Below are 12,241 nucleotides of genomic sequence, written 5' to 3' on the forward strand. Positions count from 1 at the left end.
GCGGGGGCCAGCACCAACGCCCAGACAGCCATGGCAAGCACGATGGAGAGGAAGACTGCCGCAGAACCGATATCCTTGGCACGCCCGGAGAGCTTGTGCTGTTCCGTGCCAACCCTGTCGACCACGGCCTCTACCGCGGAGTTGAGCAGTTCGGTGAGAGGAACGATGAGCAGGCTACCCACCAGCAGTGCCCGTTCCACACCGTCCTGGCCCAGCCAGATTCCCAGGGGCAGCATAGGGATCAGCACATAGACCTCCTGCCTGAACGCCTCTTCATGCTTGAAGCAGGCCCTGAATCCCTTGATGGAGAAACCGAAGGCGTTGATGATCCGCTTCAGACCCTTGGCATTTTGATTGGCCATTGGTGATACCGGTATTTTGTTGTTATTCAGGGTTTGAATTAATGAGCAATCATTTAAACACAACCGGCATCCCAAGCGAACATGGATACAAGAGCCCTGCCCTCCGGGCGATCAGGACAACTGGCCCATCCGAAAGGTGGAAAATCCGATGTAGGAGCGAACTTGTTCGCGATCGGCATCCATATGAACTCTTATCGCGAACAAGTTCGCTCCTGCATAACACTTTAAGCGTTCTCTGCAGGCGTCCACCTCAGATCCAGTTCACGGGCCGCGCGCACGTCGTCGAGACGACGCACGGGCAAGGTGTATGGCGCACCTTTCACCTTCTCGGCATCGGTCTCGGCCTCCTGCTGGATCTGTTTCATCGCCTCGATGAATCCGTCCAGCGACGCCTTGTCCTCGGTCTCTGTAGGTTCAATGAGCAGACACTCGGGAACCAACAGGGGGAAGTAGGTCGTGGGCGCATGGAAGCCGTAGTCGAGCAGGCGCTTGGCGAAGTCCATGGTATTCACACCCAGTTCCTTGGCCTGCTTGCGCAGGGTAATGATGAACTCGTGGGTTGCACGACGATCAGGATAGGCCGCCTCGAAGCCCGCTTCCTGCAGCAGCTTGTTCATGTAGTTGGCATTGAGGGTGGAATACTCTGCAATGCGTGCCATACCTTCTCGACCGATCATGCGCGCATAGATGTAGGCGCGCAGCAGAATGCCGGCATTACCCGCAAAGGCTGAGAGACGGCCGATAGTGTCAGGGCAATCCTCTTCAAAGACCCAGCGGAAGGCATCACCGTCCTTGGCCACCATCGGCACCGGCAGGTAGGGCACCAGGCGCTCACTGACACCTACGGGACCCGCACCGGGACCACCACCGCCATGGGGGGTGGAGAAGGTCTTGTGCAGGTTCATGTGAATGACGTCAAACCCCATGTCGCCGGGACGCACCTTGCCGAGGATGGCGTTAAGGTTGGCACCATCGTAGTAGAGCAGGCCACCGGCCTCGTGCACCAGGGCAGCGATCGCCTCGATCTTGCGATCGAACACACCGAGGGTGGAGGGGTTGGTGAGCATGATCCCTGCAGTCTGTGGACCGACCACCTCGCGCAGGGCTTCGAGATCGACGTCGCCGTCGTCACCGGTGGGGATTTCGCGCACCTTGTAACCGCACATCACGGCCGAGGCGGGGTTGGTTCCGTGGGCAGCATCCGGCACCAGTATCTCGTTGCGCTCCGTGTCACCCCGGGCATCGTGATAGGCCTTGATCATGGCCACGCCGGCAAACTCGCCCTGGGCTCCAGCGGCCGGACTGAGCGAAACCTCCTTCATGCCGGCGACCTCTTTCAGGATCTCCTGAAGATCATGCATGCAGGCCAGGAAACCCTGGCTGTGATCGTCCGGCGCTTCGGGATGGCGGGAGAGGAAACCCGGCAGCATGGCCAGTTCATTGGACCCCCTCGGGTTGTGCTTCATGGTACAGGAGCCCAGGGGGTAGAAATGGGTATCGATGGAGAAGTTCTTCTGGGAGAGGCGGGTATAGTGCCTCACCGCCTGCATCTCTGAAACTTCAGGCAGAGCAGCTGCTTGCTTACGCCGAAACTGCTCGGGTATATCCGAGATATCAGCCTTGGAAAGGGGTGCCTGAGCAGTGGCCCGACGACCGGCTTTGGACTGTTCAAAAATCAGCATGCAACACCTGCTCTGTTTAACTTTTCTCTATTTCAAAACACACCCCCGGGAAAATCCCCGGGAGTGCGGTACCGGGGACTTAGCCCAGGGCAGCCAGCGCTGCGTCGTAATCCGGCTCTTCAGCGATCTCGGGAACCAGCTGGGTATAGGTGACGTTGTTGTTCTCATCCACCACCACCACGGCACGGCCGCAGAGGCCGGCCAGGGGACCATCGGTGATCAGAATGCCGTAATCCTTTGCGAAATTGCCATCGCGCATAATGGATGCGGTTACAACGTTCTCGATACCTTCCGCACCGCAGAAACGGCCCTGGGCGAAAGGCAGGTCGGCAGATACGACAATGGCAACCGCATCGCCCTTCTCAGCCATGGCTGCGTTGAACTTCTGGGTTGAGGTGGCGCAGGTGGGGGTATCCAGGCTGGGCACGATGTTCAGCAGTTTCTTTTTACCTGCAAACTTGTCCAGGGTCACATCGGACAGGTCGCCACCAACAAGGGTGAATTCAGGTGCCGCACTGCCCCCAGCAGGTAGATCACCACTGGTGTTGCATGCGTTGCCTCTCAGCGTAATAGCTGCCATTTTTTCTCCTGATTGATAAACCACGGTGATTATCCGCGGGGGAATTTTATATTTCTGCCAGGGCTCCTTGGGGACAAACTTGCACTTAACCCCACCCTACAGGCCGATGATACGTTCCAGCTCCTGAACGAAATTGTCGATCTCCTCGCCAGTGCGTTTTTCTGTCGCACAGACCAGGATGGCATCACCCAGTTCGGGATAATCCCTGCTCAGATCAAATCCGCCCAGTACATTGCGGTCCGCCAGTGACTGCAACACATCTTTCACAGGCGCCGGCAAACGCACAACGACCTCATGAAAATAGGGGTTATCAAAAACCAATTCAACCCCTTCAATGGCCGACAGCTTTTCCACAAGGTTAACGGTGTTTTTATGACTTGCAGCCGCCACGCGCTCCAGTCCTTCGCTACCCATCAACGCCATGTGAATGGTCGCTGCGGTCACCATCAGACCCTGGTTGGTGCAGATGTTGGACGTCGCCTTGGAGCGACGAATGTGCTGCTCCCTGGCCTGCAGGGTCAGGGCAAAACCCTCCTTGCCGTCCAGGTCCAGGGTGCGCCCGATGATACGCCCGGGCATCTGCCTGACCAATGCCTGCTTGCAGCAGAGAAAACCGAAATAGGGCCCGCCCGATGAAAGCGGCGCCCCCAGGGGCTGACCCTCACCGCAGCAGATGTCAGCACCATCACCGCCCCACTCACCGGCAGGCTGCAGCACTGACTGGGCGATTGGGTTCACAACCCCGATGGAGAGTGCCTTGTTGGCCTTGGCCCAATCGGTCATGGCATCCACATCTTCCAACACGCCGAAGAAGTTGGGTTGAGGGATAACCAGGGCGGTGACGTCCTCTCCGGCATAGGCCTCAAGTGCCGCCATATCGGTGGTACCGCTCTTCTCGTCGAAGGGCAGCTCAACCAGCTCGATCTTCTGGTTCCTGACGATGTTATCAACTACGCGCCGATAGGTGGGATTCAGGGTGCGAGGCATCAATACCCGCTTCGACTTTGACTTGCGGTTGGCCCGCACAGCCATCAGAACCGCCTCGGCGAGGGCGGATGCCCCGTCATAGAGAGAGGCACTGGAGACATCCATGGCAGTGAGCGCCGTCATCATGGACTGGAACTCATAGAGCAGCTGCAGCGTACCCTGGCTGGCCTCCGCCTGGTAGGGTGTATAGGCGCTATAGAACTCACCACGGGTGGCAATCTGCCAAACCGCCGCAGGTACATGGTGGTCATAGGCACCGGCACCGATGAAGCAGACGGGACGACTGTCCTCGCTGGCTCGCCCGTTCATCAACTGCCCAATCTCCATCTCCGACAGGGCAGGCGGAACAGAAACGAGTTCTCCGCACTTCAGGTTTTCGGGAATTTCATCGAAGAGCGTCTCGATGTCGGACACGCCAATGGCGGCCAGCATCTCGCTGACCTCTTCTTCGGTGTGAGGGATAAATGGCATAAGGACTAATCTCTAGGGCCTGTTAACACTACGTGGACTCAACAAGGGTCCGCTCAGTGATCTTCGGACTCCATCACTTCGGTATATGCATCGGCATCGAGCAGATCATCAAGTTCGGCCGAATCGTTCAGGGTCACCTTGAACAGCCAGCCGTCGCCGAAGGCGTCCTCGTTTACGGTTTCCGGCGCATCGGACAGTGCTTCATTGACTGCAGACACTTCTCCGGTAACCGGGCTGTAGACATCGGAAGCGGCCTTTACGGACTCCACAACCGCGCATTCACTGCCCGACTCGACACTGGCGCCCTCTTCAGGCAACTCGACGAATACCAGGTCACCCAGCAATTCCTGGGCATGCTCGGTGATACCGATGGTGACCGTGCCATCACCCTCGTCTCTGATCCACTCATGGCTCTTGGTGTATTTCAATTCGCTCGGCGCGTTACTCATTGCTCTTTCCCCTGAAACTGAATTTGTTGATTGCTTCGCTGATGGACAGACAGACATCATCCTAAGCGAGTCTTCGACCTCGTGAAAGATTTTGGGACATCCAAGTCCCCAAAATCGACTCGGCCTTCGACAGCCTATTTAGTGCCCCGGACGTCCTGGTCACTACCGGGGACTAACCGCCTCGGCTTTCAGCCTTCCATGGCGGTCAGCGATCGATGTTATTGCCTAGACCTCGATACAGGCCTTGCCGTTGCGGACAAAAGGCGGCTTGACCACCTTTGCCGGAATCCGTTTTCCCCGGATCTCCACATCGCACTCATCGGCAACAGATCTATTGACCCGTGCCAGGGCGATCGACTTTTCCAGTGTAGGCGAAAAACCGCCCGAAGTGATCTCTCCGACCTCCTGGTCACCAACGAAGATCTTCTGGTGGTTTCGCAGTACACCACGCCCGGTCAGAACGAGTCCGACGAATTTTTGATTGTCTTCTGCACCCCGCCGGGCATCAAGTACCTTTCGTCCGACGAAATCGCGCTCCGCCGGATCCCAGGCGATGGTCCAGGTAAGCCCGGCCTCAAGAGGCAGGGTCTCTTCATCCATATCGGTGCCGTAGAGGTTCATACCCGCCTCCAGGCGCAGGGTATCCCGGGCACCCAGGCCACAGGGCGCCACGCCGGCTTCGGCCAGACCCTTCCAGAAAGCGTCGGCATCAGACTCGGGAAGCATCACCTCGAAACCGTCTTCGCCAGTGTAGCCGGTACGGGCCACGAACCAACTGCCATCGGTAGCGGCGTGGAAAACGCTCAGCTCCGAAGCCGGTCCCCGCAAGGCCTCCGGCAGCAGGGGCATAGCCTTCTCCCGGGCATTGGGACCCTGCACTGCCACCATGGCCAGGTCTGCCCGGGGATCGATCTCCACTTCGAAGGCGCTGGCCTGGCTGTTGATCCAGCCCAGGTCCTTCTCCGCTGTAGCCGCATTGACTACCATGCGGTACCAGTCGTCACGCAGATAGTAGACGATCAGGTCGTCGATCACGCCACCCTGCTCGTTGAGCATGCAACTGTAGAGTGCTTTGCCTGGGGTCTTGAGCCGGGATACATCATTGGCCAGCAAGCGGCGAAGGAAATCACCCGCCCCGGGGCCAGTCAGGTCAACCACCTGCATATGGCTGACATCGAACATGCCTGCATCTTTCCGAACGGCATGATGCTCTTCGAGCTGAGAGCCGTAGTGCAGCGGCATGGCCCAGCCGCCAAACGGGACGATCTTGGCACCCATGGCTTCGTGGGCATCGAACAGAACGGTCTTTTTGTCCATCTCTGATCCTTTTAACTCCGAACCTGCAACAGGTTGTTAAACGCAAAAGGGCGGCGCAAGACCACCGGTCTCACGCCGCCCCTCTGTCCAAAACCTGAGAGTTTAAAGCCGCACTCTGTGCAGGCTCTGCCCCGTCGGTGGGCCCTAAGACCGCCCTCCAGAGTCAACCTGAGGCTTCTGCTGCCTCTTCCCTACGGTCCTTTTGCCTGAGCGATTCCGGACGGTTTGCGCCTTCGGCTCCGGCGCAGTCTGTTCGACAATCAGCACCTGCATCTCCCGTAGGGGATTGGGTTGAGATGTGAAATATACCCCTCAGACTGCTCAATGCCAAGCAGAATCAACCCCATTTACGGCGGGCCAGGGAAGGCAATTCGCCAATCAGCCCCAGGGCCCTCCGAATAATAACGTTTTTTACCGGCCCGGCGGCGTTGACCAGCGAGAGACCGATGTTCCGAATCAGGGTCAGGGGCGGATTCTGGTTACTGAACAGCCGCTTGAACATGTCCATGGCCCCCAGCATGGCGATATTAGCCCCTTTCCTGGCTCGCTCGTAGCGCCGAAGGGTCGTCATACTGCCCAGGGGGCGACCAACTTTTCGCGCCTCCAGCAGCACATCCACCAGGGCGGCCATGTCCAGGAAACCGAGATTGACCCCCTGCCCCGCCAGCGGATGGATGCCGTGTGCCGCATCACCCACCAGGGCCAGGCCAGGCTGCACATAGTGATCGGCATTGCGCAGCTTCAAAGGGAAAACACCCCGGGGACCAACCCGCGTCACCTCGCCGAGCATACGCTCCGAGGCTTCGGTCAGTTCAGCACAGAAATCCGAGTCATCGAGGGCCATCAACCGCTCGGCCTCCTCGGGGGATGTGGACCAGACGATGGAGACGCGCCCGTCGTTGATCGGCAGAAATGCCAAGGGCCCCGTGGACATAAAACGCTGGCGGGCCACTTCACCAGCGTGCTCTTCAGGCCAGACGGTTGCCACAATGGCGTGCTGATCGTAAGCCCAGCCACTTGATGCGATGCCCGCCATTTCGCGCACGGGGGAGGTCGCTCCCTCTGCTGCGACAACAAGGTCCGCCTCCACCACTGTGCCGCTCATCAGCACCGCCCTGACGGGACTCTCCTGGAGCTCGAGCCGATCGATTGAATCCGGGCACAGTCTATGTGCGGTCTCAAGTGTACCCAGCCGCTCCCACAACGCCAGCTGTGTGATACGGTTCTCCACGATGTGCCCCAAGTCGGGCTCACCGATCTCCGCCGCATCGAAACTTATACTGCCTCTGCCGCCTGCATCCCAGACATGCATTCCGCGATAGGGACTGATACGCAGCTCGCTCATGCGCTCCCAGGCCCCCAGATTCTGAAGAATCTGTTGCGACGCCCAGGTCAGGGCGGAGACCCGCAGATCCACCTCATCTTCCGGCCAATCCAGCTTCGGTTCGCGCCGCTCGATCACTGCCACCTGGAAGCCTTCCTGGGCCAAGACACAACCCAGTGCACTACCGACCATGCCGCCGCCGGCGATCAGCACATCACAGCGCAGCTTTTTCTCTGCATCACTCAAGGGGAAGTCCTCTCGAAAGCCGCGGCAGGTTGCCATTAAGACCCATGAACTGCCGGGTGACCATCTGTTTAACCGATGGCGCCAGGTCCAGGGCCAGCATACCCAGGTTCCTTGCCACCCGAACAGGCAGCAGGGGGTTGGTAAACATCCTGACCAGGCCATCGGTCATCAGGGCAACCGCCTGCTGATCCCGCCTGCGCCAGTCCGCATAGGTTTCAAGCACCTGCATACTGCCGATGTCTGCGCCTTCTTTGGCAGCATCGACCAGCAGGTCCGCCAGAACGGCTACGTCACGTATACCAAGATTGAAGCCCTGTCCGGTAATCGGATGCACCGCGTGAGCAGCGTTGCCGATAAGGGCCACACGGGGCCGCACATGCTCTTTCGCCTGCAGCAGTTTCAACGGGTAGCAGGAGCGCCTCCCCGCCTTCTGAAAAATGCCCAGGCGCGAGCCGAAACCCTGCTGCACCTGGCTCAAGAACTCCTCATCACTGAGGGCCATGACCCTGTCGACATCCTCATCCGCCAGCGTCCAGACCATGCCGTAACGGCCTTCGGTCAAGGGCAGCATGGCCATGGGGCCGGCATCGGTAAAACGCTCATAGGCCACACCAGAGGGTTCGATGCCCGGGGTCAGGTTGCTGATCAGGGCAGTCTGGCCGTAGCCCCACTCCCTGACCTCGATGCCCAGGGTCTCCCTGACCATGGAGCGGGTACCATCTGCCGCAACCAGCAGGCGGGCGGTGAGCTGATGCGCCTCGCCATCCATGGACAGCTTGACGCTGACGTTGTCTTCCTCAACTTCGAAGGCGCTCAGTTGGGCAGGACAGAAGAGATGGACACTGGGCAGTTCGCTCAATCCCTTCAGCAGCACACTGCCGAGAGCATGTCCCGTAGCCACGTAGCCGAGGGCCTCGAGACCGTAATCCTTGTGATCGAGACGGGTGAACCCGAAATGCCCCCTGTCGGAAACATGAATGTGGCGTATCGGCTCCGCATCAGGCCGCAAGGCATCCCACACCCCGATGCCCTGCAAAATCTGTCGCGTACCGTACGCCAGCGCAATCGCCCGGTCGTCATAGCTGGGCTGTTCCTGGGAGTCCAGTGACCATGCTTCCACCACGGCGACTTCCAGGCCGCAGCCGCTGAGGGCGCGGGCCAGGCTGGCACCAACCATGCCGCCACCGATGATGATGAGGTCAAAATCTGTTTTCATTACTACTTACTCTAACTTCCTCTCCTACCCGGAGAAGATAGACTTACGTCCAAGACAGCGGCAACAACAGTCACCGTCCACCCATCAGTGCCTCGATCTCCTGCACTGATTTCGGCATATCCTTTGAGAGGATGTCATGGCCGTCCCTGGTTACCGCCACATCATCCTCGATACGAATGCCGATATCCCACCACTTCTTTGCAACACCCTTGCTGCCCGCCGGAATGTAGAGTCCGGGCTCGATGGTCAATACCATGCCAGGCTCAAGCAAACGCCAGCTGCCGTCCACCTTGTAGTCACCCACATCGTGAACATCCATACCGATCCAGTGTCCGGTTCGGTGCATGTAAAAACGCTTGTAGGCCTCATTCTTGATCAGGTTCGGTACCCGTCCTTTAAGAATACCGAGTTCCACGAGCCCCTTGGTAATCACCTTGATCGCAGCCTGGTGCGGATCATCCCAATGGCTGCCCGGCTTCACTTTCTCTATTGCCGCATGCTGGGCCTTCAATACCAGTTCATAGAGCAGGCGCTGGGACTCACTGAATTTACCGTTGACCGGATAGGTGCGGGTGATATCAGACGCGTAATAGTCGAATTCACAGCCCGCATCGATCAGCAGAAGATCACCGTCTGGCAGCTTGTCCTTGTTTTCGGTGTAGTGGAGCACGCAGCCATTTTCACCGCCACCGACAATGGGTGAATAGGCCTGGTGGCGCGCCCCACCGGTGGCACACTCATGCATGAACTCAGCCTCAAGCTCCCACTCCATGATCCCGGGGCGGCAGGCTTTCATAACGCGCTTGTGTGCCTTTGCGGAAATCTTGGCCGCGGTACGCATCGCCTTGAGTTCAGAGCGGCTTTTGTAAAGCCGCATGTCGTGCAGGTAGTGATCGAGGGCGATAAATTCCAGCGGCCCATTGATACCCGACCTGGCCTTGTTGCGGATACCGTTGATCCACTCCGACATCTGTTTGTCGAGTTCAAGATTGCAGCCCATCGCATAATAGACACGCCCGCACTGCTCAAGCATGCGCGGGAGGATCTCGTTGAGATCACCAATGGGAAAAGAGTCGTCGGCACCGTAGATCTCTACAGCCCCCTCCTGTCCGGCACGACGCCCGTCCCACATCTCCTTCTCCTGGTCCCGCTCGCGGCAGAACAGGATGTACTCGGCGTGCTTTCTCTCCGGGATCAGCACGGCTACAGCCTCGGGTTCGGCAAAGCCGGTGAGATAATAGAAATCGCTGTCGGGACGATAGGGGTACTCCACGTCACGGTTGCGCACGGCAACCGGCGCGGCAGGCAGAATTGCGATACTGCTGGGTTCCATCATCCGCATCAACTGGCGGCGGCGGCGTTTGAATTCGTTGGTTGTCATTATTTTGGGCCGTGAACTATCTCTTCGTGTACCAGCATGGCTGCCACCCAGAGGAACTCACCGACTTCCACCAGGACATCCTCGTCTTCATCGCTCTCTTCCAGGGCATCAACATCCATGCGGGTAATTTCGATCAGGTCATTGAGCGCTTCGCGCGTCTCTTCCGACAGCTGCCCTTCCGGGTCTACGCCGGCGATCCCGATACCATAGAGAAACCCCTGGCACCATTCCGATACAGCCCGGGCTCTGACCTTCAGCGATTTCTCTTCTTCTGGCATGAACGGGGAAAAACCGAGCCCAGGACCATCTATGGCGGCCTCGGTCTCATCAAACAGCTTACGCAGCGAGTTCGTGCACTCCCTGGCCAAGAGATCATCTCCAGGCGAATCGGGCAGCAACTCTCTCAGCAAAACCGCGTAGGCATCAGACTGCCCGGCACATAGCAATCCGCATATTATGCCGTGAACTTCAGCACCGCTGCTCTCGATATCGGCAGAAGCCAACTCACGCTCAAACCGTTCATACACCAGTGAAGGCTCTGACATAACCCGTTTTAATCCTCGTTGAATATACAAAAAAACCCGCCAGGCTGGGAATTGGCAGCACTGACCAGGGCAACAGATGATAACATGCGCCGTTGACCCATAGAGTAGGTCACTCTATTATTGAGCAACATGGACAGTGAAGATCAAAACCCAGTGATGGACCAGGACCTCAAGCGCCTTGAGGTTCGTGTGGACGATCTGATCCATGCAGTCACACTGCTCAAGGAAGAAAACAAGGCCCTGCGTCTCAAGCAGGAGAGCCTAGTGGCGGAGCGCGCCGAACTGATCGAGAAAACTGAACTTGCCAAAACCCGGGTCGAATCCATGATCACCCACCTGAAGTCCATGGAAACCAGCTAGTGAACGAGAACAGTATCCCGGTCACAGTCCGGATTATGGAGAAAGAGTACCGCGTGGCCTGCCAGGAGGGAGAGCAGAAGAGCCTGCTGGCCTCTGCCAGGTTCCTGGATGAAAAGATGCGCGAAATCCGTACCGGCGGACGCGTTATCGGTACCGATCGCATCGCCGTCATGGCAGCGCTCAACCTGGCCCATGACTTGCTGGAGCAGAAAAACAGCAAGGATGACACCTCCCAGTGGATCAGCAAACGGTTGCGCGCAATGCAGGAAAAGATCGAGATTGCTCTAAGTCAAAGCAATCAACTGGAACTTTAAGAAGTTTAGGTTTAGCCTTAGTTATATAGACATCCTCTGCGGTGTTCGCTAGCCAACCGGGTATTTTCTTGAGCCTAATTGATACCCCGGGAGCATGAAGCAGGCGCCGGTGCGCATGTCCGTCTCGAGCGGAAAGCCTGAAGCGCCGCCGTTGTTCCCACTTGAACCTACTGGTTCAAGAACGATGGTCAGCAGCGGCACAGGCGGAGGATGTCTCCTCATCCTGTTTACAGGTCCTGCATGACGAATACCCGACAGCTACGTATAGAGATCCGACAACGCCGTCGTGAGATCTCCCCCCACGAGCAGCGCATCCACAGCAGAGACGCCGCTAGGACATTCCACTCCTCCCCGCTCTTCAGGCAGTGCCAACACCTTGCTGTCTACCTGGCAAACGATGGCGAACTGAATCCCGAGCCATTGGCCGAAAAAGCACTCTCTGCCGGAAAAAAACTCTACCTGCCCGTACTGAGACCAAATACCCACAAATCGCTCTGGTTCGCACCCTATGCACCAGGGGATAAGTTGATAAGCAATCGATTCGGCATACCCGAACCGGATATCAGAAAAAAGAAGACCGTACTGCCATGGGCGCTGGACCTGATCATCATGCCCCTTGTTGCCTTTGATACACAGGGGAACCGCTTGGGCATTGGTGGAGGTTACTACGATAGAACACTCAACTACCTTCGCCTGCGCAAACAGTGGTTCAGACCAAGGCTTGCCGGCTTCGCACACGAGCGCCAAAAAGTTCAATCGCTACCAAGCAACCCTTGGGATATACCGATTCACTACGCGATTACCGAAAGCATGGTCTATAAGTTTTAACGCCGCTATTTGCAGTGATAACGGTGCAGACTTACCCCTGTACAACGCAACGAAAAGTATAAAAACAATCGCAAGCAAAGATGCGCGGATTCAACTCGCTAGAGCAACAGGTGGGTTGATCCCGAAAAATACCTGATTAGGTGTTTTAATGCCAAGGCATTTTCGAGGGCGATTGTTCA

The 12,241-nt window shown here is 57.7% G+C and carries 12 protein-coding genes, 1 other RNA gene, 1 pseudogene and 2 riboswitches; of the genes and pseudogenes, 4 read left to right on the forward strand and 10 right to left on the reverse strand.

All coding sequences use genetic code 11. The annotated features are described in order from the left end of the window. Positions 1-2 precede the first annotated feature (2 nt). The 10 genes and pseudogenes from BOW53_RS06875 to BOW53_RS06920 all read right to left on the reverse strand — a co-directional run. Positions 3-362, reverse strand: a pseudogene (locus tag BOW53_RS06875) (diacylglycerol kinase); the annotation flags it as partial. A 224-nt stretch (positions 363-586) separates the two neighbouring features. After that, positions 587-2,044 (reverse strand): aminomethyl-transferring glycine dehydrogenase subunit GcvPB, encoded by a 1,458-nt coding sequence (gene gcvPB, locus BOW53_RS06880; protein WP_078487041.1) that lies wholly within the window; start codon positions 2,042-2,044, stop codon positions 587-589. A 79-nt stretch (positions 2,045-2,123) separates the two neighbouring features. After that, positions 2,124-2,624 (reverse strand): thiol peroxidase, encoded by a 501-nt coding sequence (tpx, locus tag BOW53_RS06885; protein ID WP_078487043.1) that lies wholly within the window; start codon positions 2,622-2,624, stop codon positions 2,124-2,126. Positions 2,625-2,720: 96 nt separating this feature from the next. Further along, positions 2,721-4,082, reverse strand: coding sequence for an aminomethyl-transferring glycine dehydrogenase subunit GcvPA (gene gcvPA, locus BOW53_RS06890; protein WP_078487044.1), 1,362 nt, complete (start codon positions 4,080-4,082; stop codon positions 2,721-2,723). Between the two features lie 53 nt (positions 4,083-4,135). Continuing rightward, the gene (gcvH, locus tag BOW53_RS06895; protein WP_078487046.1) at positions 4,136-4,531 is read right to left on the reverse strand and encodes a glycine cleavage system protein GcvH; all 396 of its coding nucleotides are present in this window, start codon (positions 4,529-4,531) and stop codon (positions 4,136-4,138) included. Positions 4,532-4,756: 225 nt separating this feature from the next. Beyond that, the gene (gcvT, locus tag BOW53_RS06900; RefSeq protein WP_078487048.1) at positions 4,757-5,848 is read right to left on the reverse strand and encodes a glycine cleavage system aminomethyltransferase GcvT; all 1,092 of its coding nucleotides are present in this window, start codon (positions 5,846-5,848) and stop codon (positions 4,757-4,759) included. 73 nt (positions 5,849-5,921) lie between these two features. After that, a riboswitch (glycine riboswitch) is annotated at positions 5,922-6,019 on the reverse strand. A gap of 13 nt (positions 6,020-6,032) precedes the next feature. After that, positions 6,033-6,137: riboswitch (glycine riboswitch) on the reverse strand. A gap of 48 nt (positions 6,138-6,185) precedes the next feature. Continuing rightward, entirely contained in the window at positions 6,186-7,454 is a 1,269-nt protein-coding gene (locus tag BOW53_RS06905) for a UbiH/UbiF/VisC/COQ6 family ubiquinone biosynthesis hydroxylase (protein ID WP_078487050.1), read from the reverse strand. Then, the gene (gene ubiH, locus BOW53_RS06910) at positions 7,411-8,634 is read right to left on the reverse strand and encodes a 2-octaprenyl-6-methoxyphenyl hydroxylase (protein WP_078487051.1); all 1,224 of its coding nucleotides are present in this window, start codon (positions 8,632-8,634) and stop codon (positions 7,411-7,413) included. The genes BOW53_RS06905 and ubiH overlap by 44 nt, the downstream gene beginning before the upstream one ends. A gap of 70 nt (positions 8,635-8,704) precedes the next feature. Further along, complete coding sequence (pepP, locus tag BOW53_RS06915) at positions 8,705-10,015, reverse strand: Xaa-Pro aminopeptidase (RefSeq protein WP_078487052.1); 1,311 nt, start codon at positions 10,013-10,015, stop codon at positions 8,705-8,707. Next, a complete protein-coding gene (locus BOW53_RS06920) occupies positions 10,015-10,560 on the reverse strand; it encodes a UPF0149 family protein (RefSeq protein ID WP_078487054.1) in 546 nt (181 codons plus the stop codon). The genes pepP and BOW53_RS06920 overlap by 1 nt, the downstream gene beginning before the upstream one ends. A gap of 129 nt (positions 10,561-10,689) precedes the next feature. On the opposite strand from BOW53_RS06920, the gene BOW53_RS06925 reads away from it, so the two are divergent. The 4 genes from BOW53_RS06925 to BOW53_RS06940 all read left to right on the forward strand — a co-directional run bounded on the left by BOW53_RS06925 (position 10,690) and on the right by BOW53_RS06940 (position 12,062). Next, positions 10,690-10,920: a TIGR02449 family protein gene (locus BOW53_RS06925; protein ID WP_172838807.1), complete on the forward strand. Its 231-nt coding sequence runs from the start codon at positions 10,690-10,692 to the stop codon at positions 10,918-10,920. Further along, a complete protein-coding gene (locus tag BOW53_RS06930) occupies positions 10,920-11,234 on the forward strand; it encodes a cell division protein ZapA (protein WP_078487056.1) in 315 nt (104 codons plus the stop codon). The genes BOW53_RS06925 and BOW53_RS06930 overlap by 1 nt, the downstream gene beginning before the upstream one ends. A 30-nt stretch (positions 11,235-11,264) precedes the next feature. Beyond that, a non-coding RNA gene (gene ssrS / locus BOW53_RS06935) (6S RNA) lies at positions 11,265-11,448 on the forward strand. A 26-nt stretch (positions 11,449-11,474) separates the two neighbouring features. Next, a complete protein-coding gene (locus tag BOW53_RS06940; RefSeq protein WP_078487058.1) occupies positions 11,475-12,062 on the forward strand; it encodes a 5-formyltetrahydrofolate cyclo-ligase in 588 nt (195 codons plus the stop codon). The last annotated feature ends 179 nt before the right edge of the window (positions 12,063-12,241 follow it).

Source organism: Solemya velesiana gill symbiont, assembly GCF_002020805.1.
In the GTDB taxonomy this organism is placed as follows: Bacteria; Pseudomonadota; Gammaproteobacteria; order Chromatiales; family Chromatiaceae; genus Sedimenticola_A.